18 protein-coding genes are annotated in these 21,666 nt (G+C 62.4%); 4 read left to right on the forward strand and 14 right to left on the reverse strand.

Going from position 1 to position 21,666, the window contains the following annotated elements; translation table 11 throughout:
- Positions 1-50 precede the first annotated feature (50 nt).
- From FJ423_RS21835 to FJ423_RS21900, 12 genes are all read right to left on the reverse strand, one after another.
- Positions 51-2,081 carry a conjugal transfer protein TraG gene (locus FJ423_RS21835; protein WP_064993431.1) on the reverse strand — a complete coding sequence of 677 codons (2,031 nt, stop codon included), beginning with the start codon at positions 2,079-2,081 and terminating at the stop codon, positions 51-53.
- Between the two features lie 200 nt (positions 2,082-2,281).
- Positions 2,282-4,105 carry a glutamine--fructose-6-phosphate transaminase (isomerizing) gene (glmS, locus tag FJ423_RS21840; protein WP_064993430.1) on the reverse strand — a complete coding sequence of 608 codons (1,824 nt, stop codon included), beginning with the start codon at positions 4,103-4,105 and terminating at the stop codon, positions 2,282-2,284.
- A 730-nt stretch (positions 4,106-4,835) separates the two neighbouring features.
- Positions 4,836-6,806 (reverse strand): relaxase/mobilization nuclease RlxS, encoded by a 1,971-nt coding sequence (gene rlxS / locus FJ423_RS21850; RefSeq protein WP_064993429.1) that lies wholly within the window; start codon positions 6,804-6,806, stop codon positions 4,836-4,838.
- A gap of 179 nt (positions 6,807-6,985) precedes the next feature.
- Complete coding sequence (locus tag FJ423_RS21855; protein WP_064993427.1) at positions 6,986-7,669, reverse strand: lytic transglycosylase domain-containing protein; 684 nt, start codon at positions 7,667-7,669, stop codon at positions 6,986-6,988.
- Entirely contained in the window at positions 7,657-8,205 is a 549-nt protein-coding gene (locus tag FJ423_RS21860) for a S26 family signal peptidase (protein WP_064993426.1), read from the reverse strand. Before FJ423_RS21860 ends, FJ423_RS21855 begins: the two co-directional genes overlap by 13 nt.
- Positions 8,202-8,441 carry a helix-turn-helix domain-containing protein gene (locus tag FJ423_RS21865; protein ID WP_064993425.1) on the reverse strand — a complete coding sequence of 80 codons (240 nt, stop codon included), beginning with the start codon at positions 8,439-8,441 and terminating at the stop codon, positions 8,202-8,204. Before FJ423_RS21865 ends, FJ423_RS21860 begins: the two co-directional genes overlap by 4 nt.
- Positions 8,442-8,585: 144 nt before the next feature.
- On the reverse strand, positions 8,586-8,909 hold the full coding sequence (locus FJ423_RS21870) for a DUF736 domain-containing protein (protein ID WP_013533279.1): 324 nt from the start codon (positions 8,907-8,909) through the stop codon (positions 8,586-8,588).
- Positions 8,910-9,443: 534 nt separating this feature from the next.
- Positions 9,444-11,171, reverse strand: coding sequence for a ParB/RepB/Spo0J family partition protein (locus FJ423_RS21875; RefSeq protein ID WP_064993423.1), 1,728 nt, complete (start codon positions 11,169-11,171; stop codon positions 9,444-9,446).
- 83 nt (positions 11,172-11,254) lie between these two features.
- Entirely contained in the window at positions 11,255-11,665 is a 411-nt protein-coding gene (locus tag FJ423_RS21880; protein WP_064993422.1) for a DUF2958 domain-containing protein, read from the reverse strand.
- Positions 11,666-11,797: 132 nt separating this feature from the next.
- Positions 11,798-12,760, reverse strand: coding sequence for a zincin-like metallopeptidase domain-containing protein (locus FJ423_RS21885; protein WP_064993421.1), 963 nt, complete (start codon positions 12,758-12,760; stop codon positions 11,798-11,800).
- 713 nt (positions 12,761-13,473) lie between these two features.
- Positions 13,474-14,148: a DsbA family protein gene (locus tag FJ423_RS21890; RefSeq protein ID WP_064993420.1), complete on the reverse strand. Its 675-nt coding sequence runs from the start codon at positions 14,146-14,148 to the stop codon at positions 13,474-13,476.
- Between the two features lie 1,083 nt (positions 14,149-15,231).
- Entirely contained in the window at positions 15,232-16,266 is a 1,035-nt protein-coding gene (locus FJ423_RS21900; RefSeq protein ID WP_064993418.1) for a hypothetical protein, read from the reverse strand.
- A gap of 286 nt (positions 16,267-16,552) precedes the next feature.
- On the opposite strand from FJ423_RS21900, the gene FJ423_RS34265 reads away from it, so the two are divergent.
- On the forward strand, positions 16,553-16,762 hold the full coding sequence (locus tag FJ423_RS34265) for a hypothetical protein (protein ID WP_224655926.1): 210 nt from the start codon (positions 16,553-16,555) through the stop codon (positions 16,760-16,762).
- 34 nt (positions 16,763-16,796) lie between these two features.
- Here FJ423_RS34265 and FJ423_RS21910 read toward each other — a convergent pair whose 3' ends face one another.
- The gene (locus FJ423_RS21910; protein WP_064993416.1) at positions 16,797-18,056 is read right to left on the reverse strand and encodes a hypothetical protein; all 1,260 of its coding nucleotides are present in this window, start codon (positions 18,054-18,056) and stop codon (positions 16,797-16,799) included.
- Positions 18,057-18,301: 245 nt separating this feature from the next.
- The gene (locus tag FJ423_RS21915; protein WP_064993415.1) at positions 18,302-19,054 is read right to left on the reverse strand and encodes a hypothetical protein; all 753 of its coding nucleotides are present in this window, start codon (positions 19,052-19,054) and stop codon (positions 18,302-18,304) included.
- Between the two features lie 128 nt (positions 19,055-19,182).
- On the opposite strand from FJ423_RS21915, the gene FJ423_RS21920 reads away from it, so the two are divergent.
- From FJ423_RS21920 to FJ423_RS21930, 3 genes are all read left to right on the forward strand, one after another.
- Positions 19,183-19,626 (forward strand): transposase, encoded by a 444-nt coding sequence (locus FJ423_RS21920; protein WP_064993414.1) that lies wholly within the window; start codon positions 19,183-19,185, stop codon positions 19,624-19,626.
- On the forward strand, positions 19,623-19,979 hold the full coding sequence (tnpB, locus tag FJ423_RS21925) for an IS66 family insertion sequence element accessory protein TnpB (protein WP_064993413.1): 357 nt from the start codon (positions 19,623-19,625) through the stop codon (positions 19,977-19,979). Before FJ423_RS21920 ends, tnpB begins: the two co-directional genes overlap by 4 nt.
- Before the next feature lie 69 nt (positions 19,980-20,048).
- Positions 20,049-21,581 (forward strand): IS66 family transposase, encoded by a 1,533-nt coding sequence (locus FJ423_RS21930; protein ID WP_064993412.1) that lies wholly within the window; start codon positions 20,049-20,051, stop codon positions 21,579-21,581.
- Positions 21,582-21,666: the final 85 nt, after the last annotated feature.

The following is a 21,666-nucleotide window of genomic DNA, read 5'->3' on the forward strand; positions in this document are numbered from 1 at the left end:
AACGCTTATCGCCCTTACCTACGCTGAGGTACGCCGTCAGGAAGCAGCGTTCAGAAGCCGGGCACGATGTCCTTGTCGTCGCCCCTTCCTTCATTGAGGCCGTAGACCCGGGCCGCCGTCGAAGTCCGATCCATGACACGTTTGTCGGCGACCGGCTCGCTATCATCGTCAACAGACTTGAAGAGATCGTCCTGCTCAGCTTCTTGAGAAAGCACGATTTGATGTTCCGGTAGAGCTGGATGGCGCTGCTGCTGGACGCCGCCCTCGTCCCCGATCGCCGCGTCGGCAATTTCGTCGCCTGCAGCCAGACGACCGTCAACGCTGCGCACCCGTCCAGTCCAGTCGTCCGTGCGGGAAGCCGGACGGTCTGCGTAAGGGCTGTCCCGCAGCACCGGGGAAGGTAGCACGCGTTCGGTAAAATTCCGGTCCTCATAATAGCGCAGCTTCTGGACGCGCAACGGCGGCAGCCCTGAAATCAGCACCAGCTCGTCGGTTTGGGGCAGCTGCATCACCTCGCCAGGAGTGAGCAGCGGTCGGGCCGTTTCCTGCCGGCTGACCATGACGTGCGACAGCCAGGGCGCCAGCCGGTGGCCGGCATAGTTGCGCATCGATCTAAGCTCCGTTGCGGTGCCGAGCGCATCCGAAATGCGCTTGGCGGTGCGTTCGTCATTGGAGGAAAAGGCAATACGCACGTGGCAGTTGTCGAGAATGGCACTGTTCTCGCCATAGGCCTTGGATATCTGGTTCAATGATTGCGCGATCAGGTATGCGCGAATGCCATAGCCGGCCATGAAGGCGAGCGCGGTCTCGAAGAAATCTAACCGCCCGAGCGCCGGGAATTCGTCGAGCATCATGAGGAGTCGATGTTTGCGACTCCTGCTTGGATCGCCCTCAAGGCGCTCGGTCAGGCGTCTGCCGATCTGGTTCAGGATCAGGCGCACCAAGGGCTTGGTGCGCGAGATGTCCGACGGCGGCACGACCAGGTAGAGCGATATCGGTCGCTCGGCATCCATGAGATCGACAATGCGCCAGTCGCAGGTCGATGTTGCCGCCGCGACCGTCGGGTCGCGATAGAGCCCGAGAAATGACATGGCGGTCGACAAAACACCAGAACGCTCGTTTTCCGATTTGTTCAGCAGCTCACGTGCCGCCGAGGCCACGACCGGATGGACCTCAGGCTTGTCGGGCGTGCCCAGGTGGTTGGTGGTCATCATCTGCTGCAGCGTCGCGGAAAAGGAACGTTGCGGGTCCGACAGGAAAGTGGCGACGCGGGCAAGCGTCTTCTCCTCTTCGGCATAGAGCACGTGCAAAACGGCGCCGACGAGGAGGGAATGACTTGTCTTTTCCCAGTGATTCCGGCGGTCCAGCGCGCCTTCCGGATCTACCAGGATGTCGGCGATGTTCTGAACATCGCGGACCTCTTGTGGACCCTTTCGTACCTCAAGCAGCGGGTTATAGCGCGCCGACCTAGGATCAGTTGGATTGAATAGAAGGCAATAGGAGAATTTCGACCGCCAGCCGGAGGTCAACTGCCAATTCTCGCCCTTAATATCATGAATGACCGCCGAACCGGTCCAGGACAGAAGAGTTGGAACAACCAGTCCGACGCCCTTGCCTGAACGTGTTGGGGCAAAGGCCATGACGTGCTCGGGCCCGTCATGTCGCAGATAGCGATCCTTCAGCTTGCCTAGGAAAACCCCGGCCGGCCGAAACAGCCCTGCCGTCACGATCTCCTGAGTCGTTGCCCACCTTGACGAGCCATAGGTCGTCACCGATCCGAGCTGTCGCGCGCGCCACAGCGAACCGCCGATGGCGGCGGCACAGCCCACGAACCCACTCGCGCCGGCGAGCGCACCGGCCTTATCGAAGACCTCGGGCGCATAGGCGTCAAAATGGTACCACCATTCAAACAGTTTCCACGGCTTGTAGATCGGCCAGCCAGCCGCAACAAACCACGGCGCGCCGAGTGGCGGCTGATGGCCCAGCATGTGCGCGCACCACTGCGTGGCCGTCCACACGCCGAGCATGACGATTGCGAATACGACGACGATCTGCCCAATCAGCAACTTCGTGGGCGTCATTGGCTTGCTCCGCTGTTTCGAACACCGGGGCAAGCATCGCGCGCCGCGATGTGAACTGAAATGCACACTACGCACGACCAGGTGCGATGAGGAGCAGCGCCGGGCTCGTCACAAGGATTAGCCGGAGCTATTAAGGCCTCGACGATAACGTCCGACTGCTCGTTCAGCCGAAGTGCATTTCTATCGAAGGGCCGTGACCATCATTCGACGGTAACCGATTTTGCGAGATTGCGCGGCTGGTCGACATCTTTGCCCATCAAGACCGCCGTGTGATACGCAAGAAGCTGTATCGGCAGCGCAAAGATCATTGGCGCGATAATCTCGTCGACTACCGGCAGCACGATCGTGTGCATCGTGTCGAGTTTCGAAGCAGCGGCCCCTTTCTCATCCGTGATGAGGATAATCCGACCGCCTCTGGCGGCCGCTTCCTGCATGTTCGAGACGGTCTTGTCGAAAAAGCGATCATGTGGCGCGATGACGATCACTGGCATGTTTTCGTCGACCAGTGCGAGCGGACCATGCTTCAATTCACCAGCCGCATATCCCTCGGCATGGATGTAGGATATCTCCTTGAGCTTCAGCGCACCTTCCATTGCCAGCGGGAAACTGGTGCCGCGGCCGATATACAGGACGTCATGAAATTTTGACAGTTCGCGCGATAGGAGCTCGACATCTGGCTTGATGCTGTTCAGGACCCGGCCCATGACGCCCGGCATTTCGGCAAGACTCGTGACGAGCGCCTTTGCCTCATCTTGCGTTGCCGTTCCACGGGCCCTGGCAGCGCCAATGGCGAGTGTGGCTAGAGCCACAAGCTGGCAGGTGAACGCCTTGGTGGAGGCAACGCCGATCTCCGGGCCGGCGAAGATCGGGAAGACGGCGTCGGCCTCCCGCGCGATGCTCGATTCCCGGCTGTTGACGACAGCGCCGGTCTTCAGCCCACGCGCCTTGCAGTATCTCAGGGATGCGAGCGTGTCGGCGGTTTCACCGGACTGCGAAATGAAGAGAGCCGCCGACTGCGGCGGCAACGGGATCTCCCGGTAGCGGAATTCGGACGCGACGTCGATTTCGACCGGCAGGCGCGCATAGCGCTCGAACCAGTATTTTGCGATAAGTCCAGCCAGATAGGCGGTGCCGCAAGCCGAGATCGCCAGGCTCGGGATGCCGGCGAAATCTATGCAAGACGTCGTGTCGGCGCGATTCCCTTCGAAGCTGGTGTGATAACCGAGCGCACGGGCGACAACCTCGGGCTGCTCATGAATTTCCTTCTCCATGAAATGGCGATACTTGCCCTTATCAGCCAGATATGCCCCGGCAAGGGAAGTCTGGCGCGGACGCTCGACGGGATGGCCATCGAAATTGAAGATGTCGACTCCTGTCTTGCCGATAACGGCCCAGTCGCCGTCGACGAGATACGTGACCGCATTTGTGAAGGGAGCAAGCGCGATCGCGTCGGAGCCCAGGAACATCTCGCCGACGCCATGACCGATCGCCAATGGGGGTCCATTGCGCGCCGCCATGATGGTGGACGGATCATCCTCAAAGAGAACAGCAAGCGCATAGGCACCCCTGACGCGCTTCAGCATGGCATGCATTGCCTCACCCCTCCCCATGCCCTCACGGCGGTATCGTGCCAAGAGATGTACGACAACCTCGGTGTCGGTATCGGTCTGGAACTCGGCGCCCGCCGCCGCGAGTTCATCCTTCAACTCGGCGAAATTCTCGATGATGCCGTTGTGAACCACGGCCACACCCTCCGCAATGTGCGGGTGCGCGTTGCGCTCGGTGGGTGCGCCGTGGGTCGCCCAACGCGTGTGTGCGATGCCGACGATCCCACTCAGCGGCTCTTCCTTCAACCTTCTCTCGAGGTTGACAAGCTTGCCCTTCGCGCGCCGGGAGTGCAGCGAGCCCTCGCAAATGGTGGCAAGGCCGGCTGAGTCATAGCCGCGATATTCGAGCCGCTTCAACGCGTCGACCAACCGCTCCGACACCGGCTGATGCCCGACAATGCCAACAATCCCGCACATGACTTCGTCTCCGAATTCTTCCCGGTAGCCTCAGTCGGCTCGAAGGGAACGCGCCAAGCGCTCAGCCTCCGTAGTAGAATTCTGCAAAACAGGTAAAATCGATTTTTGGGATAGCTGCCATCCAGCCAGCGGATAGGCGAGCATGTCTTTTGACATCCGGCGAGACGGATCGTTGATCTCGGCTCTGCAGGTCTCCTGACCTCAACTCACCCGTCTCGGAGAGTTAGTAAGCTGTCAAATTCGTCAGCGATTGGCGCAATTTGCGGCCATGTTCAGTGCTTTTTCGACCTTCGCGGCCGCGCAGATTGTCCCTGCAAGCTGTCCATCATGGGGACCGCCGCGTGTCGCGGAGAGGATGGCCCGGTGGCCGACTTAGTCGCGGAGTGTTCGGCGGTGCGGAGTTTCGGCCGCTGAAATTCAGCCGTGGCAACGTCGCCGAGTCGCCGACGCTGCCGCCGCAACCGCGCTGTGTCGATCTTAGACAAGGCCGAATGCCAGGCTCTGCCGATGGCCCTAAGGATCATTTGCATTGCTACCTTCCTCTGCTGCCCAGCGCATTCCCGTCGTCTGCGTCAGTCGATTTGGGATCGTGCATCAAAGATCGATGCCGATGCGAATCGGGTGGCTATCAGCCCCATTTTTCGCTGCCGATGCAAGCAGGCTCGGAGCACCTTGTCGAAGTCTTGCCCGGGCCGATCGAAGGCAGACCGCGTTCGTATAGCTGCGCAGGTCACGAGACGTTGGGCCCACTCCTTTGCCGACCGATGTTCCAAGAGATGCCCTCGCGCTGCACCAGGCCGGAAACCTCTTTGCCGACATGCCGCTCGAGAACCGGCCGCCATGGTACGAGCGTGAACTCTCGCGATTTCTCGATAACGGCGTATTTGCCGCTGGCGAGTTCAACTGACCGGCGGAGCGTGCCCTCTACGCGATGACCGGGCCGCGTTTCGGCATAGGACAGGCCAAGCTCTTCCGACAGTTGACCGGCAACACGGTTCAACTCCCGCTGGCGGAGGATCGAAACCATGTTGGCGCGATAGATGATCCGATCCTGCTCCTCATGAGCAAGGCCCTGCGCGATCAGCCACTGCTGCCGGCGGCTCCGCGCCTCCTGCACTTCACGGCCGAAGCCCGAATTGCGCAACCTCTCTGATGCCTCGGAGACAAGCTGGCTGTCGATCCAGGTCGCGCCGTCAAAGCCAACCTGCCGCTCCAGCGGCATCGATGAGAGCTTGTCGACCGTGACCGGCTGGGTCCTGGCCTGCTGGCGCTCGTAGGCGACGACACGATCGAGATGATCCGGCGCGATGATCCAGGTGCCGTCGGGCTCGCGCTCCACGCCCCCGATAGCGCGCCGGATTGCCTCCAGCCGGCGGACATGCGTATCGGCGAAGCGGTCGGTGGCGGCCGGATCGTGCTTCAGATGAATGTCGATGTTGTAGCGGCCGTCATGGGCAGCCGCGATTTCGACCACTGTGCGGTCAACCAGCCTGGGCTGTGTGTTCCTCGGCGTGACACGCACGATGCAGCCGTCGGGCGTCGGCTCTGTCGCCTCGCCCTTGCCGATGTCGATGTATCGGGTTTTGCCATCCACACCGTCGACGATGAGGTAATGCCGGTCGCTGAGCTCGTCGGCCAGCCCGCGCGCGACAACGCGGCCGACGACAGGGGCGGCCTGCTCGCCGGATCCATCGTGGATCACGCAGTCGGCGGCACTGCGGGCGATCCCCCTGCCCGTCAGTTCGCGATGCAAGGTCTTGATGATGTCGCCGCGTTCGCCGATGCGGCGCAGCGTCGCTTCAAGCCCGTCGTCGAGCCGCCAGCGGCGCGGGGCGATCTCTTCCGCCAGATGCATCCGCTCGAGCTTGCGCAGGCGCCCCTGGTGCAAGGTCTGTCGAAACGCGTCGCGGCTATCCAGCGAAACCAGCCCACTGTCGTCACGCAGCTGCAGCAGGCGGCGGTCGATGCTGGTGAAGCGTTCCTGCTGCATTTCCTGGCGCAGGCGATGCTCGATCTCGTGGTCGGTGCGCGGACCGAGATCGAGGCTGACCAGCTCGGCGGCGCGCTCGCGGATGCCGCTCGAGATGTATTCTCGCGCTATAACAAGATTCTCGCCGCGATCGTCCTTGCCACGCACGATGATGTGGGTGTGCGGATGGCCGGTATTGAAATGGTCCACGGCAACCCAGTCGAGCTTCGTGCCGAGATCCTCCTCCATCTGTGCCATGAGCCGCCGCGTCAGTGGCTTGAGGTCGTCAAATTCGATGCCGTCCTCGGGTGCGACGATGAAGCGGAATTGATGGCGATCGCCATCGGCACGATCGAGGAAGTCCTTGCCAGCGACGCAATCGCTGTCGGCGCCGTAGAGCTGGCCAGGCGCGCCGTCCCGGGTGACGCCGTCGCGCTGGATGTAGCGCAGATGCGCACGCGCCCCGTCCGCGCTCTTGCCGGCCAGCTTGACGACACGCGCCTTGACGACGACCCGGCGCTGGCGGAAGGCTGCATGGCGATCGCGTGATTTCAGCAGCGCGGCCGTCGCCCCACCCCGGCCTATCCTGCTGCCCGCGAAGCGCCCACCACGCTGGGGCCGGCCACCAGCTCGGTTGATCGCCGCCCGCACCTGGCCGGCAAAGCGTTTGCCGGCCTTCGAACCACGGGAGCCAATCTTCCCGAGCTTCGGTCTGAACTCGTCATCCCTCATGCTTGGCCTGCGCCTGGAACAGAGTCGAATCAGCCATTTGCGCTCCGAAGTTCTCCTGACGCTGGAGGGTGCCTCCGGCAAAAATGATGTGCAGACAGACACTTCGCCGGCCCTGGGAGGCGGTGCCTTTATCTTGCCTTCCGCGCCCCACCCCTTTGGACGCGTCCGGCCCCCCATTGCTAGCGTTCCGGCTCTTTGACATGTGCGACATCCCTCCCCAGCGGCACGAAGAGATCGCCGTTTCGCGCAAAAGCGCGACCACCATTTTGCGGGAAAAACAGCGAGCGCCCCGAGGGTGCATCTTGCCTGTCCGGAGCGACAGATTTGCCCTTGAACTGCTCGATGTCGGTTCGCGAAACTCCGGCAGCCCGGAGCTGCTTGAGGTAGTCGACGGTCTCTTTCGGCAGCGGCGTGCCGCGCTTCAGATGCGCCTGGTAGCGCTCGGGTCCGGCGTTGTAAGCGGCAAACAGCCCGGGGAACCCGAAGCGGTCATACATGGCGCGGAGATAGGCAGTGCCGGCCAGAATGTTGTCGTGCGGATCGTGGGGATCGGCGCCCAGTCCGTATTGCGCGCGCATGTCCTGATAGGTTTCCGGCATCACCTGCATGAGGCCCATGGCACCGGCGCGCGAGGTGATCGGCCGGCCGTGGAGCATCGTCTTGCCGCCGCTTTCGGCATCGATCACCGCGTAGATCCAGGCCTCGGGAACACGGAAACGCTTGCTTGCTTCGGCAACGAAGTGCCGCCATTTTCCAAGCTGCGGACTATGGGAGATGGCGACCGGCTCAGCGCCGGTCGAGGCGGAACAGGCGCATGGCGCGACAGCGATCATGCCAAGCATCAGGAGGGCTACTCGGTCCATAGCGGCGCGAGCCTCCCGATGATGTTGGTGGCTCGGACCGGCCCGAAATAGCGGCTGTCGAAAGAGCGCGGTGCCTCGCCGTTCAGCACGAAGAATTCGTCGTCAGCGAGCGCGCGGCAGCCGCTCCACCAGGGCAGCGGACGGCCTTGGGTGTCGGTAACTAGCCGACGTGCGACGATCTTGCCGCCGATGATGATCGCCTCGTTGAAGGCGCAGACACGTTCGTGCGGCAGCGCGGCAATGTGCTTTACAAGGGGAACGCCGTTCGGGAGATAGCCGCGTTCGGCAGCGAGGCCGGCAATGGCATCCGGTGCGCCGGCGAGCACCAGGTCGCCGCGTGCTGGCGCTCCCGCCACGACGCGATAGAGGCCAACCGGCGCGCTCGCCGAGGCGTTCCAGATCAAGAAGGGCGATGGGTTTGCAAGGGGGCCGAAGGCAACCAGGCCAAGGGCAATCGCGGTCGCGGCGATCGCCTTTGTCGCCCGAGCACGGCGCAGGCGGCTGCCGGTCAGACCGATGGAAGGAGGCCGGCTCATGAACGGCCTCCATCGTTGGAATGGGTCTGGTTATGGCGGCCTTTCGACCAGTCGTCGAGCTCGTCGATGTGGTAGCGGACGTAGCGGCCATGCTTGCGGAATTTCGGGCCGCCGCCCTTGAGCCGCATCTTTTCCAGCGTGCGCTGGGAGAGCCCTATGTAGAAGGCGGCTTGGGCTGTGTTGAGAAACGGACTGCCCTTTTTGGCGCGGGCGGCGCGTTCGTTTTCGTTGTCCATGATGATCCTCGTTTGGCTTGCGAGCGAGACGAGGATGGGGGGGCGAGGTCGTCTTGGGGACGGGCGAAGAGTTGGGGGCGAGTTTTCGCCGCTCTGTGGCAAGAGCCCCGCGCCGGCTGCGGCGCGGGGCTCCGATGAGCCCGATCAGTCGGCCGGGTTCCAGATGATGGCGTAGGTGTCGTCATCGTCCTGGCCGGCGGCGCGGCCCAGATTGGCGTAGAGCTTGCGCGGTCCGAACTCCGGCGCGGCAATCGACAGGCTCACATAATCCTTGCCGGAGGTCTCGCCGGTGCGGATCCAGCCGGCGCCAACTTCGACCCCTTGCGTCAGCACCCTGTAGTCGGGATGGTTGTCGGCGCTCTTGGCCTGGTTGGGGATGATGTCGATGTCGGCGCGGACGCTGAGGGTCTTGAGCTGGCCCTTGTAGGCGCCGTTTTCCTGCTTGTTGACGTAACCGATCGCGGTCATTTCGAAGTCTCCTTTTGCTGTCGCCGGGGACCATCCCCTGCGATGGCGGACCGTGATGGATGCGTCCGGAGCGCCTGAACCTGACAGGGCCGCAGCGCCAGCGGAGGACCCGAGCAGGCGGCTTTTTTGAAGCGGAGCGGCGCGAGGAAGCCGCCGCAGGCGGCGGGGAAAAAAGCTGCTGGCGAGGGTTTCGGGCGGCCGGACCCGTCCATAGGTCGACAAGCCAGCCGCAGGGGATGGTCCTGGCAGGGAGCATGGAGATCGTGGCGAGCGCGGTCGCTGCAGCCAAGCCAAGCAGGAGAGGATTGCGGGACTGCGGCTGATGCCGCGCCATGCCGATCGAGATCGTGCCCCACGGGTCGGGCGCCAGGGCAGGCATCCGACGGGCTGAACGACCTGCGGGACCAAGGTGGTTTGCCGGGCTGGATTGTGCCGCTGGAAACGGGGGGCAAAGGTCACGAACATGCGGCCATTGCGACCGGGGTGCGATGCCGAGCGGCGGCCATCCTGGCAGCCGCCGCCCAGCTTGACGGGCTATTGGCAGTCGAACAGGGAGCGGACCCGTGCCCATTGATCGGCGGTGCGCAAGCCGCCTCGATCCGTGTAGCTTTCGACCGGGAATTTCATCCAGCGCGGCAGCCAGGCCTCGACCTTTTGCCTGCCGTTTTCGCCGGACAGAAAGTCGCGGATGATTGTCTTTTGCGTCTTCACCTTCTCAGCGACATTGCCGTCCGCGACATGCTTGCCGCCGATTTCGGCAAGCATCGAATTGGCAATTTCCCTGTCGCGCAACAGGTCGAAGAAGGCGTCGTCCGGTTGCCAGCAAGCGGCGGTGTCGACATTGAGATGATTGCCGAGCGCCTCGATGACGGCACTGCCGGCCTCAAGCGTCTCGGCCATGACGATGCCGAGAACGCGCATCACATCATCGTCGGACAGCGTCAGCAAATGCGCAAACAGGCTTGCCGTGCCGAAGTCGCCGCCATTGCGGCCAGCGACCGCGCCACCCTCGTCCGGTTCTCCAAGCAGCGCCAGGACCTCGCGCCGCTTATCCGTGAAGGCGGTTTCGGCCTTGCAGGCTGAAAGGCTTGCCGCCACGATTTCGTTGGCGGCGCGCTGCGGCTCGGTACGCACCTGCCACAGGCTTGAGCCGGCAATCGCATGTGCCACCATCAGGCGAAGGGCTGCGGCCGGACGGTCAAGGAGCGCCAAGCGCACGATGGCATGACGGTGCAGATCGACATAATTCTGCATCGGTCCAGTGACTTCGGGCCGCGAGGGTTTGTCCGGGGTCTCGGCCTCTGCGGCCTCGCCATTGGCTCGGGCGCGGCGGGCTTGCTTGTGCGACAGCCAGCCCTCGTGACACGCGACCTCGCCGCGATGCGAGACTGATATAAAGACCTTGCCGCCCTTCTTCTTCGGCGTCTTTTCGTGGTCCCATGCGTGAAAATGTTGACTCGGTTCGAGCACGATCACTTCGCTCCATCCGGCCTCAAGAAAGGCGTTGCGCGTGGCGGCTATCGCCTCATTCTGCTTGAGCCAGAACAGGTCGGCGTCGGCAAAATAGCTTTCCTCGCCGAACAGATCGGAGACGATCAGGCCGGGATAGTCCTCGATGGCGAACAGCGCCACCTTGGTCGAGATCGACTGGCCGCCGAACAGCCATTGCTTCAATTGCCAGCCGCGCGGCGCGCGGTTGTCGGGATCGGCAAAGAGCGCCAGCCAGTCCTTCTGCTGCGCCTTCGAGGCCATGGTGAGATGGCGCACCGTCTCGGCGTCGATTTCCTCGCGGCGATAGGCTTCGCGAATCCTGGGCAGAAGCTCGCCGAGCGCCAGAATCCGCTTCACCTGATGCTCGGTGAGGCCGAACGTGGCCGCGATATCGGCGATTGTGCGACCTTCCCTGATGAGGCGGGAAAAGGTTTCCCATTGCGAGACCTCGTCGGGATCGAGGCGGGCGATATTTTCAATCAGGGAGGCTTCGAGCGCGTCGGCGTCGTCGCCATCCTCCATGATGGCGCATGGCAGCGGCGCGGCCTTGCCGCGCTCGTCGGCAACGGTCTTGGCCGCGAAATAGCGTCGGCGCCCGGCGACGATCTCGAAGGTGTCGGGCGAGCCGTTGGGCCGCACCAGAAGCGGAACAAGGACGCCGCGCGCCCGCACCGAGGGCAGGATGTCGGCGATGTCGGGCGCGCGTTTGGAATGCCGCATGTTGGCGGCGGCGATGCTCAATTGGTCGATGGAAACGTGGGCAAGCTGCATGGTCTTTCTCCTTTGCTATGGCCGAAATTGCCTGACCGCGAGGCCGCTGGCCGAGCGGCGCGACGGTTTTGCGCCGGAGGGCGCTATTGTTCCGCCCGGTCGGACGGAAGCTCGGGAAGGGAAAGCGAGAGGGCGGCGGCGGCCTGCCGCAAGAGCCCTTCGGCCTCGGTGATGTGGCCGCATAGGCGAGCGGCTTCGGCATAGACCGAGAGCGGAAACCGCGCCTTGAAATAAAGGTCGCGCTCGATGCCGAGGCCAAGCGGTCCCTTCACGGTTTGGAGCTCGGCAAGGCTGACGCTGCCGAGTTCGGGGAAGCCCAATCCGAGATCACAGAGGCCGAAGAGTGTATCGCCATCAGCATCGAGCTCGCTCAGGAGCCAGGTGGCGGCGCCCAGCGGATTGAACAGTTTCACGACCGGAACATGGTCGGCTTCGGTCTCGGCAGCGCCATTGGCGAGCAGAAGAAGGCGCAGTTCGTCAGTGATGAGGATCATTGCGGCGTTCCTTCAAAACGGTTCGTGATTGACGGCGGGTTGACCAACAGGCCGGTATTCAAGGGGTTTCCGCGCGGCCGCATCGCGCGCCGTCAGAAGCGCAAGGCTCTCGCGTAGGGCGACGAAGCGCGCTCATGCGGCGATCTCGGCATCCGCCTCGCCTTCCACGTCGGCATTGAAGCCGAGCAGGAGATCGGCGGCTTTCGAGGCATGGCTGGCGGCGCGGAAGATGGCGCGATTGTCCTCGCGCAGCACGCTCAGCCATGAGCCGATATAATCGGCATGGCGCACGGTCGGCTCGATGCCCATAGTGCTGCAGACGAAGGCTGCGCAGATTTCAGCGACCAGTTCCTCGCGCGCATAGGCCTTGGAGCCGAACGAGCCGGAGAGGTCGCGCGCAAGGCGCGTCGGGTGGCCGGTCCAGTGGCCAAGCTCGTGAAAGCAGGTCCGGTAATAGTTGATCTGCTGAAAGAAGGCCGGTTGCGGCGGCACCTGAATGAAGTCGCAGTCCGGCATGTAGAAAGCGCGATCGCCGCCGATGCGGACATCAGCGCCGGTTGCACGAATGAGCGCCTCGGCCTGCGGGATGATCTGGCGCTGCGGCAGCGGTTCGGCGGCGGCATGGAGATGTCCGGGCAGGTTCTCGCACTGCGCGACGTTGAAGACGGTGAAGCGCTTCAGGAAGGGCACCGCCTGTGGTTCGTCGCCATCGACCTTGGCGCGTTCCTTTTCGTTTTGCGGAACAAAGCGGTCGGCGTGAACGATGGTCGTGCCGCGCTCGCCTTTCCTGACATTGCCGCCAAGGGCAAGCGCCTGCCGGAAGGTCAGCCAGTTCTGGCAGGCATAGCTGCGCTCGATGACCGCGCCCCACAGGATCAGGATATTGATGCCGGAATAGCGGCGCTCGGTGGCCGCATTCCTGGGCAGGCCGAGGCCTGCCTTTGCGTTTCCCCAGGGCTTGACCCATGGCACGATGCCGCGCTCGAGCTCGGCAATGATGCGGTCCGTGATCTCTTGATAAAGGCTGGCGCCTGCGCGCCCGCCCCTGCTTGCGCCAGCCTTTCGGCTGCCGGAACGTTTGTTGGTTGAACGCATGCCCTGGTCCTCCGCTCGCCAAATCGCGCCCTCCCCCGGAAGCGGGGTGGGCGGCGAAAACGACCGGAAAGGCCCGCCGTGAAAGGCGGACCGCATCCGAAGGACCGGAACGCAGAGGAGGACCCGAAGCGCAGCGAAGGGTTGCGGGATGCCGCGGCGGGCCTAGAAGGGAGAGCCGCCCACCGCGCGCACCCGGGGACGGCCTAAAAGACAGACCACGCCGGCCGATCGGCCGGCGGCCGTGCGCAGCCGAAAGGCGGCCCAAGCCAGGGGGCGAAGCCGGATGGCCGAGACCGCCTGAGCCTTGCGAAGAAAAGCGGGCTCGGTGCACGAGCACCCGGCGCGCGCCTTCAGGCGCGCGGGATTCAGGACTGGTGGTCGGCACCGCAGCTGATGTGATACCATCGATCCTTGCGCCTGGACGCGTGGATATGGTCGACGCCGCAGAGCCGTGAATTTCCACCTCTCGGCGCCCCTTGCCGCGTAACGGGGAGAGCGTCCAGGAGCGAGATCGCGGCCGCCGGAATCTTGGGTGATAGCCGCACGCCGGGAGACGGCGCCATGTCCGGCGTCGCGCTCGCGCCCCGCGTTCCGGTCTGGTCAAGAAGCCAACCGCGAAGAAGGCGCTCAGGAGCACATCAAAACCCCAGCTCCCAAAGACGATCCCGAGACCCTCGGTCAGAACGGCACTTTTGCAGCTGTCGAAGATTTGCCTAGGCGCGGGCATCAGCAATGGAGCGTTGCAGTCGGGCCATCCCCACTTCCCCTGGGATTACTTCGTCGCCGACCACCAACGCCGGTGTGCCCTCGATATACAGATCTTTGGCGAGTGCGAAATTGCGTGTGATGGCATTTGCGATGGCTGGGTCTTGCATGTCCCGCTTCAGCTGCTCGAGATCGAGGCCCACCCGCTCTGCAACGGCTAAGGTGGTGCGCTGGTTGAGGAAGCCGGGGAAAGCCATGAGGGCGAGATGGAACGCCTGATACTTCCCCTGTTTGTACGACGCGAGCGCTGCGCGCGCTGCAAATTTGGATGCTGGCCCCAGGACTGGGAGTTCCTTGAACACAAGCTTCACATTGGGATCATTGCTGAGGGCCTCCTGTAGATCGAGAGCTGCCGCCCGGCAAACGCCGCAGTTGTAGTCGAAGAACGAGACCACAGCGATATCGCCATCCGGATTGCCCGCAATTGGCGAGGCTGGGTCGTTGAGGAGGGCGTCGCGCCGCTGTGGAATGCGTATGCGCAAGTCAGCCGCTATCAGGCGTTGGTCCTCCACACATTGCAGGTCCTCGGCCGTATCCAGATGTTGTTTCAGCGCTCCCAGCGCGAACAAAGCTAGGGCCAACAAAGCGATTACTGTGACAAGGGCGGCATTCAGCCTGGACATGGGTGGGCTCCAATCAAACATGAACGGCAGGACGCCCGCGGCGCCGGCACCCCCGGCACGTTGCGGCGCTTCTCCCGTCGCGGCTCTCCGGTCAAGCGCCGCACCCCCCGTGCCGCAATTCCCGTGCCATCGCCGCCCGCAGCAGGAGCTCACGCAGCGCTGCGCCGCGGAAAGCGTGGGCCATCGTGCATTGAAGATCACTGTGGCTCACAGCTGACTTCGTAGGCTGGGTGGCCTCGCTCGACGGGCGCACCATAAGATGGCGCAACCGGCGGCGGTTTCGCGACATAAGGTCGGGAACCGTTCAAACAACTGGCGGGGATTTGTCGGCGCTTCCTGTGCACTTTGCAGAAAATAGGTCTGTGAAATTTCACAGAGCGCGGCCACAAAACTCGAACTGTAGCCGAGTCCTCCACTGTGGCTCGCTTTGCAAGCGCTAGTTCATCTCCGGCCCGGGGAGCCACTTAATCCAGAAATGTCTTGAAACCCAAGGATTGCCCGGGTTTCCGCTTCCCCAGAGATACACCGCGCGATACACTGCGGGGTAACCGCCCGCATTGCGTACCATGCGAAGGCAGACCTTCAACACATCTGGGCAATCCTCGCTGGTACCGGATGCCGCCTCGCCGAGGTCTCAGGTCTTCGCGTTGCGGACGTGCATGTTGACCACGTCGTCCCGCACATCACGGTTGAGTGGCACGATGACCGCCGCATTAAGAATGCCGTATCGCGGCGGAATGTGCCGTTGAGAGGTCGCGCGCTGGAGGCCGCAAAGGAAGCCGTCAAGGCTGCCGGCAGCGCAACGATGCTCTTTCCGACCTACGGGCGTCCCAAAGGCGCCTCCTCAGCATCTGCTGCCTTGGGCAAGCACGTTCGGGCCTGCGTGACGGACCCAAAGGCTACCACCCACTCGCTTCGCCACCTCATGAAAGACCGACTACGCTTGGCCGGCGTCACAAAGTCGGACCAAGACATTGTTCTGGGTCACTCATCGGGCAGCGTTGGTGAGGACTTATGGGGCGACGAGGCGCGGCTTGAGGTTGCGAGACGGGCGCTTGAGAAGGCACTAATCTGACGGAACTTTCAGCGCATGACTTTGCTGGTCTCAGCGATGATTTTGGGGTTCTGCCCAATCGCAATCGTGTAACTGAAGCGCGCCACACCTTTTGCCTGCTTGTGCCTTGGCAGGCTGCGGACGACCCAGTCATAAGTGCCCGACACCATGCATCGCTCATTGGCACAGGTGACTATGACGCTCTCGTCGTGGAGATTGTATCCCCGTTCCGGCCATCGTTGGAAATAGCTTCTCTTGTCGGCGATGATCGAGCTTAGGTCCGTTGGCTTTCCGTAATAATCGACGATGCCAGCATACGAATTTTGAACCTGAGCGATCGCCAAATCTGCGTTGTCGCCATGGTGCTCGATGAGCCCCTTGATAAATGCTACCGCCGCGCTCTCTAGCTGCCGCTCGTCTGCGCTGGCTTCAGCGGGGGCCGGACTGGGCGTTGGCGACACACGCGACGTGTCAACGGACGGCGGCGTGGTAGAAACGTTGGTTACGCGCAGTTCAGCCATCTCACTGGCGGAGAGATATCGCATATCAAACCTGTCGTAACTCAATGCTACGGCCATCAACTTGGGGTCAACGCCCATCTCGGACATGTAGGACATGATATCGGCAGTTACGGCTTGAACGTTGGCCACAGCCTCGTCGGTAGACATTCCGTTCTCTGGGGCGAAGGATGAGCGATGAACACCAATAGAGCCCGGGTCGGCAACACGGCGAACGCCACCCATGTAAGCTAACGAGCAAGCCGACGCGCACTGCAACTGTCGGACTTGAAGCGTATCAAGGCCGGCTGCCCGGATCAAACGTCCAAGCTGCATTGCACTTCCGATACTGCCGCCCGGCGAGTCGAATACGACCACCCTAGCCCCACTGCTTGTGACAGCGTGGCTAAACTCATTCAGAGGTTCGTTGACCCCAAATTCACCAGAGACGATGAGAAACGGAAGCTCGCCCGGCGACGATACCGGCTTGTATTCCAGAGCCTTAGCTGAACTTGATGTGGCGACAATAACTGACGCGACAGCGAGAAACTTCACAACCGAACGCATAACCCAACATCCAAACCCACCAACCTCAACTAAGAGCCACTTAAAGATCTATTTCAAGGGGCAACTGGACCGGGGCAACTGGCGATGAGAGAACTGGTTGAAATTCAATGTCTGTTGGGAACATTAAAACGATGTGTAACCTCTACAACCTCACCACTTCGCAAGAGGCCATCCGCCAGTGGACCGGTACCTTGCGGAACATCTTGGGCAACCTTGAGCCGTCCATTGACATCTATCCCAACTGGCCCGGCCCCGTGGTCCGAAACGCTCTCGAAGGGGGCGAGAGTTGGCCTATCTCCTGAGGGGAATGCCGTCACCTTCGGAGCGAGTGACAGGCAAAGCCGATTACGGGACCACCAACATTCGCAAGACCAACTACTTTCATTGGCAGCCGTATCCGGCACCGGACGACGCTTTGGTGATTGTCGAGAAGCCCGCCACGCAGATCAAGTTTCCGCTGGGCTCGACACCCGGTGACCAACTACGTTTGCTCTAGACAGTGCGGACGCCCAACCGATGAACAGCAGCCCTCAATCCTCGGAGTCGGCGATGCGCTTCCATTCGCCGTCGCCGGTCATAAATTGGCTAAGGCGGCTGATAATGCAAATCAGCTCGACGAGACGCACCGCATCGACATCGCGCGTATGCATCGTCGGACGGCGAGTGGCGATAAGCGCCTGTAGGTCAAGCCGCAGCCTTTGTTCGTTTGGAAAGACGTACCCGAACGCTTGATTCCAGTTATCCGCGCGAAGCACGATCGCCATCAGGTCGCCAAGATCGAGATAAGAAAGCAACGCTTCATCCCGCTCGCCATTCGCCATCGCCGCCGCGCGAAGATCACGCGCCTTGTTACGGATTTCGCCCCCAACCCTCTGCTTGAACCACTGCGGTCCGCCCACCGCTTCCATCTTCTTCGAGATGAAGGACCGCAACGCGCGCTCAAAGAAGCCTATCGCGCTGAAGGCATCATTTCTGGGATTGGCCGACCGTATCTGAACGGACAGCCCCGCAACGTCCAGCAGCGCGACGGACCTACCAGCTTCCGAAGCGCCGGCCGCGAAACCGCTCTCTATGACAACCTCGATCGCACCAGTTGACGTGGTCTCGATCAGACCCGGGTCAACCTTGGCTTCGCGGTAGTGTCGTTGGCGCATTTCTGGATCGCTCCAGAAGCGGTTTGGCAGATCAGACCGCGTGTGCCAGTTGCCGAATAGCTCCTCATAGGCTGTGAAGCTTGATCTCGCCGCGAAGCCAAGCACGTCTCCAGCACCAGCCAGTGCGGAGAGCTTCAACCGGGTTGTCTGCAGCCCAGCGGACAGAGTTTCCGCTCCCAGAGCGCTCAGACGCAAGCGGCCTACCTCAGCCGAGAGGCTCAAGACGCCAGTAGCGGCCCGCTGGATTAGCTCGATTTCTTTGTTTGGCGTGCCAGTCGGCATGTGCACCGCGAGCGTACCCGTGCTAGCGAGTTGGCTTGCCCACTGGGTGGCGCGCGCAATCAATGCCATGCCAGGCGATGCCTGAAGCTCGGCAATGGTCGGCGATAGGGTCGATCCCCTTGCCTGCAGCTCGGCGAAGGTCTGCGATAGGGCCGATCCCTTTGCCTGAAGCTCGGCAATGGTCGGCGAGAACGGCGACACCTCCAGCCCGCTGATCGCCTTCGACAGGGTCGATTCCGGAAGGTTGCTGATGGCCGTTGAGAGGGTCGACAGCTCTAGCCCGCGACTCAGTCGATCGAGCGGCCCATCACTTTGGCCCGTGGCGATGTCGGATAAGCTCTTGAATTTGTCCATCGTCTTCACGCTAACGGTTGTTTGGTTCCGGCAAGTCTTTGAGCTGACCCAACGTATCATAGCGCCGTATGCGCTGAGTCGACAGTTCCCTTTGCATGAGGTCACGAGGCAGCGGGTTCACCGCTCATCCCTCCAGATGACTCGGCGCACCACTCTGATGCGGAGCGCCAAATTTCTGACGGAAAAATGTGAGCCCAGCATCGACCTGATGCAGTCTTTGGGTTTCCCTGGCGGGGTGGTCGGATCTATATGTACTTGGACGTAATGATCCGCCAGAGCATTGCTGTTGTCAGCCTCTTCGATCTTGCGCGCCGCGTTCTCACCGCTTTCTTGGTTGTCGGCACGTTCCGCTTATCGTCGTAAAAGACGATATTTCGGTCAAAGAAGGGCTTCAACATCGGATCGGCTCTGATAGCGCCAGTGATGTCTGCCAGCCAACCATGCCGAACTCCTTCGTAGGCGAGCAACCAGTCGGGACCGTCGGCTGATACGGCCTTCACCCGGCGCTCCCAATCCCGGATTGGAGCCTCCGGAGCAAGTCCGCGAGATGCCATGTCGAGAATGAGCAAGCAGATCGCTGGACATTCGATCTTCGCAAGAAGAGCAGCTTGGGCGCCCAACTGCAGCGGCAGTGCCAAGCCCTTCATGAGGAAGATCGCCCATGCAACTTCATAGTGCTCGCCGCGCTCCAAGCCGCCTTTTATAATCGACGTCAAGCGCTTGGTGATGAGACTTTCGTGTATCGTCCGCCCCTCATGGCGCATGTTGATCAGAAGCGCTGACACTAGGTCGATGTTTCTCGGATCGACCATCAGGGCTCGCATCAGGAAACTTTGCAGGTATAACGCGTCGGGCACCTTGATTTCAGAACCCTGTATCAACGACAGCGCGTAGCGAAGAGGTCGATCTACAGGGTTTTGTTTTTGTAGATCGAGAGCGACCTCACAGAAGTTTTGCAAAGCAATGCCGGACAGCTCGGGGCCTATTCGCGCCGCCACCTGGAGGGTGTGAACCCAAGGTGTTCCAACGTTGTCGACTATCCCGATAACTGTAAGCGCTGTTCTGGTGGCACCTTTCGCGCGTGGTCGTGAGGAACGATGTTCGGAGCCTTTGAGGGCTTCGACACATGACGATTTCAGAGCTTACGCTTAAATCCAGCAATCTTGAGCCCGCGCGCCGTTTCGAGGTGTTCACGGGTTCCGGTCGGCGGCGCGAATGGCTGCCGGAAGAGAAAGCCCGGATCGTGGCTGAAAGTTACGATGCCGGCGAGACCGTGAGTGCCGTGGCCCGGCGGTATGCATTGTCCCCGCAGCAGTTGTTCGCCTGGCGTCGGGCTGCTCGTGTGCCGTTGGCGGAAGCGCTGGCACCGGAACCGTTGTTCGTGCCGGCAGTGGTGCCGGCTCCGAAGCCGGAACCGACGGGGAAACAACAGCCACAACGCAAACGGAAAGCTGCCCGCGACGCCGGCGTTATCGAGTTGGAGATCGACGGCGTCGCCATGCGGGTCGGCCGTGGCGCCGACGCCAAGACGGTGGCGGCGGTGATCCGCGCGCTGAAGGCGACGTCGTGATCGGGCCGACGGGTGCGGTCAAGGTCATGGTGGCGACGAAGCCGGTCGACTTCCGCAAGGGTGCGGAGGGATTGGCGGCGCTGGTGCGAGAGACGATGGGGGCCGATCCGTTCAGCGGGGCCGTTTACGTCTTCCGGGCGAAGCGGACTGACCGGATCAAGCTGATCTTCTGGGACGGCACCGGCGTCTGCCTCTATGCCAAGCGCTTGGAGGACGGGGAGTTCCGCTGGCCAAAGGTTCAGGATGGCGTGATGCAGCTGACGGCGGCGCAGTTCTCGGCGCTGCTCGAAGGACTCGACTGGCGGCGCGTCCACGAGGCGCGCCGGACCCGTGTTCCAGCCCAGGCGGGCTGACCCGCGACCAAGTGAATCAGCCTGGATTCCGCTGTCGCGGGCTGTCGACGAATATGGTCTGATCCACTCATGGCGATGACGGCGGACCAGCTTCCCGACGATCCGGATGCGCTGAAGGCGATGGTGCTGGCGCGCGACGTCGAGAACGCCCGGTTGATCCAGATCATCAAGGAATTGCAGCGCCACCGCTTCGGCCGTCGTGCTGAGACGCTGCCGGAAGACCAGCTGCTGCTGGGACTTGAAGAAGCCGAGCAGATCGAGGCGGCCGGCGAGGAGGAGAACGAACAGGCTGCTCCCATGGAGCGTCAGGCGCGTGTCACCAAGCGTCGGGCGAACCGCGGTGCGTTGCCACCCCATCTGCCACGCACGGATATGGTGGTCGACATCGAGGACCATGCCTGCCCGTGCTGCCGCAATGACTTGCATCGGATCGGCGAGGACGTAAGCGAGCGGCTCGACATCGTTCCGGCGCAGCTGCGTGTGATCGTCGTGCGCCGACCCAAATATGCCTGCCGAGCCTGCGAAGACGTGATCGTTCAGGCTCCCGCGCCCGCCCGGCTGATCGAAGGCGGCCTGCCGACCGAGGCGACGGTTGCCCAGGTTCTGGTCTCCAAATATGCCGACCACCTGCCGCTGTATCGCCAGGCGCAGATCTACGCCCGGCAGGGCATCAATCTCGACCGCTCGACACTCGCCGACTGGGTTGGCCGTGCCGCCTGGCACCTGCGTCCGGTTCACGAACGGCTGCTGGCGAAGCTGAAGTCCTCGCCAAAGCTCTTCGCCGACGAGACCACGGCGCCGGTGCTCGATCCCGGTCGCGGCAAAACGAAGACCGGCCAGCTCTGGGCCTATGCCCGCGATGATCGGCCATGGGACGGAGCCGATCCGCGCGGCGTCGCCTATGTCTACGCGCCCGACCGCAAAGCTGAGCGTCCGATCGCTCATCTCGCGGGCTTCACAGGAATCCTGCAGGTGGACGGCTATGGCGGCTATCGCGTGCTCGCCGACAAGAGCGGCGTGACGCTCGCCTTCTGCTGGGCGCACGTGCGCCGGCGCTTCTACGAACTCGCCGCGGCCGGTCCCGCGCCAATCGCCTGCGAGGCGCTGAGACAGATCGCCGAACTTTATCGCATCGAAGACGACATCCGTGGACGATCGGCGGAGCAGCGTCGTGCCGTGCGCCAGGAAAAGAGCCTGCCGATCACCGTCGCTCTCGAGCCCTGGCTGCGCGAGAAGCTCGGGCTGATCAGCCAGAAGACCAAGCTCGCCGAGGCAATCCGCTACACGCTGTCGCGTTGGGAAGGCCTCTCGCGCTTCCTCGATGATGGCCGCATCGAGATCGATAGCAACACTGTTGAACGCTCGATCCGTCCTATCGCGCTAAACCGCAAGAATGCACTCTTTGCCGGATCGGACGGCGGCGCCGAGCACTGGGCCGTCGTCGCTTCGCTAATCGAAACCTGCAAACTCAACGGCGTCGAGCCCCTCGGCTATCTCGCCGATGTCCTCACCAGGATCGTCAATGGCCACCCGAACAGCCAGATCGACGACCTCTTGCCATGGGCCTACATCCAGGCTCACGAACTCAGCGCAGTGGCCTGAGAACATCGCTCTGATGTCCGCTGTCAAGGTTTGGAACGCAGAAGGTCGCCCGATCCGAGGAACGGCTGCTCATTCTGATGAGCGC

It is taken from the genome of Mesorhizobium sp. B2-8-9, assembly GCF_006439475.1.
Taxonomy (GTDB): Bacteria; Pseudomonadota; Alphaproteobacteria; order Rhizobiales; family Rhizobiaceae; genus Mesorhizobium.